Raw genomic sequence first — 1818 nt, 5'->3', positions numbered from 1 at the left:
AACCGAGAGTTTGAAAGCCTGTTGAATGCTTAATTCCTTGACCGACCTAGGATGACCTTAGTCTGCCTGATTATTTTGGGGTTGGCTAAACTAAAGTTAGGTCTCCCTAAAAAGGAGGTGATCCAGCCACACCTTCCGGTACGGCTACCTTGTTACGACTTCACCCCAGTCATCAGCCCTGCCTTCGGCACCCTCCTCCTCGAAAGGTTAGAGTAATGACTTCGGGCATGGCTAACTTCCATGGTGTGACGGGCGGTGTGTACAAGGCCCGGGAACGGATTCACCGCAGTATGCTGACCTGCGATTACTAGCGATTCCTCCTTCATGCAGGCGAGTTGCAGCCTGCAATCTGAACTGAGGCAAGGTTTACGGGATTAGCTCCTCCTCGCGAAGTGGCTGCCCTCTGTCCTTACCATTGTAGTACGTGTGTAGCCCAGGACGTAAGGGGCATGATGACTTGACGTCATCCCCACCTTCCTCCGGTTTGTCACCGGCAGTCTCTCTAGAGTGCCCAACTTAATGATGGCAACTAAAAACGAGGGTTGCGCTCGTTGCGGGACTTAACCCAACATCTCACGACACGAGCTGACGACAGCCATGCACCACCTGTGTTCCGGTTCCCGAAGGCACTTCCGAGTTTCCCCAGAATTCCGGACATGTCAAGCCCTGGTAAGGTTCTTCGCGTTGCATCGAATTAAACCACATACTCCACCGCTTGTGCGGGCCCCCGTCAATTCCTTTGAGTTTCACACTTGCGTGCGTACTCCCCAGGCGGGAAACTTAACGCGTTAGCTACGGCACTGCCTGGGTCGATACAGGCAACACCTAGTTTCCATCGTTTACAGCTAGGACTACTGGGGTATCTAATCCCATTCGCTCCCCTAGCTTTCGTCCCTCAGTGTCAGTTGCGGCCCAGCAGAGCGCTTTCGCCACCGGTGTTCTTCCCGATCTCTACGCATTTCACCGCTACACCGGGAATTCCCTCTGCCCCTACCGCACTCTAGCTATTCAGTTTCCACTGCCTTGCAGTAGTTGAGCTACTGTCTTTGACAGCAGACTTGAATTGCCACCTACGAACGCTTTACGCCCAATCATTCCGGATAACGCTTGCCTCCTCCGTATTACCGCGGCTGCTGGCACGGAGTTAGCCGAGGCTGATTCCTCAGGTACCGTCACTTTCTTCTTCCCTGAGAAAAGGGGTTTACAACCCAAAGGCTTTCCTCCCCCACGCGGTCTTGCTCCGTCAGGCTTTCGCCCATTGCGGAAAATTCCCCACTGCTGCCTCCCGTAGGAGTCTGGGCCGTGTCTCAGTCCCAGTGTGGCTGATCATCCTCTCAGACCAGCTACTGATCGTCGCCTTGGTAAGCTTTTACCTTACCAACTAGCTAATCAGACGCGAGCTCATCTCTAGACGATAAATCTTTGACCTTTCGGCTCATCCGGGATTAGCAGAAGTTTCCCTCTGTTGTCCCCGTTCTAGAGGCAGATTCTCACGCGTTACTCACCCGTCCGCCACTAACTCCGAAGAGTCCGTTCGACTTGCATGTGTTAAGCAGACCGCCAGCGTTCATCCTGAGCCAGGATCAAACTCTCCGTGTTGATTTCACCACTTGAGTTGAGTTAGCTTGCTCATTATTGCTATATCTCTATATTAATAATGAGTCGCTTTTTCTCTCTGGCTAGTTTCTTTTTTGTGTAAATTAGATGACTCTTAGTTTCCTAAAAGTCCTCAAAAGAATATGTTCAAGGAACTGTGCTTAGGCTTTCAAACTCTTTTGTTATCTAGGTTCGGGCGCGTTGGAAGCAGTTGTCTGTTTC

1 rRNA gene is annotated in these 1818 nt (G+C 51.6%); it reads right to left on the bottom strand.

Features of this window, described 5'->3' with window-relative positions:
• Nucleotides 1-110: 110 nt before the first annotated feature.
• Nucleotides 111-1599 (bottom strand): 16S ribosomal RNA (locus M595_RS27320).
• Between the last annotated feature and the right edge of the window lie 219 nt (nt 1600-1818).

This window comes from Lyngbya aestuarii BL J (assembly GCF_000478195.2).
GTDB lineage: Bacteria > Cyanobacteriota > Cyanobacteriia > Cyanobacteriales > Microcoleaceae > Capilliphycus > Capilliphycus aestuarii.
The sequence above is the reverse complement of the archived record's forward strand: the minus strand, read 5'-3'. Positions and strand labels throughout refer to the sequence as shown.